Genomic DNA, 655 nt, shown 5'->3' on the forward strand with positions numbered 1-655 from the left:
AAGAGAAAGTGCAGTTGAAGGGGGGTCGGCTGAAGCAACGCGAAACGCGACTGACGCAACGCGAGGCATAGGAACCAACAAGATAATGTAGGGCCAGAAAGACGGTTCTAGATTGGTTATCAGCTTTTGACGAGAACATCCTATTTTTTAGTAGATGCAGCAAAGAGCATTGATACGATATCTCTATGGGGTTAGACGTAACCTTTGATGTGCAACGACCTGTACTTGAATTTTCATTCAAGCAGATAATTATCGCGCTCTGACCTTTCTATCCTTAGTTGTTTTAAAACTCAAGCTAAACTATCTACATACCTTTAATAATTATAATCCCTTCACCACTGCACCCAACATTTGTACATATCACAGTTAAAATATCACAGTTAAATTATCACAGCCGAGTTTAGTGACTAGAATCTATGTCGCTTCCGTAGCCATTCAGTTCTAAGACTACCTGGGGCGAGCCACTCTCCGAACTCAGGTTCTGGTCATCCGATCCCGTCTCGATGACCAAGGAGCTCGGAGAGTTATGCGACGTCTGCTCATTCTGGGCCATCTGGGTGTTGATCGAAGGTAAGCTAGCAGACTGTCGCATCGGCTCCCCCATCACGCGCGGTTCTGTCAGCGCGCGGCACTCTGAAAATATCCCCTTTTTATG

At 45.6% G+C, this 655-nt stretch carries 1 protein-coding gene; it reads right to left on the reverse strand.

Annotated features, from left to right (window positions below; genetic code table 11):
• Positions 1 to 400: 400 nt before the first annotated feature.
• Positions 401 to 592, reverse strand: a complete 192-nt coding sequence (locus GY843_RS08445; RefSeq protein WP_297308523.1) for a hypothetical protein — start codon at positions 590 to 592, stop codon at positions 401 to 403.
• Positions 593 to 655 lie beyond the last annotated feature (63 nt).

Origin of the sequence: Neptuniibacter sp., from assembly GCF_024231755.1 — a bacterium.
In the GTDB taxonomy this organism is placed as follows: Bacteria; Pseudomonadota; Gammaproteobacteria; order Pseudomonadales; family Balneatricaceae; genus Neptuniibacter.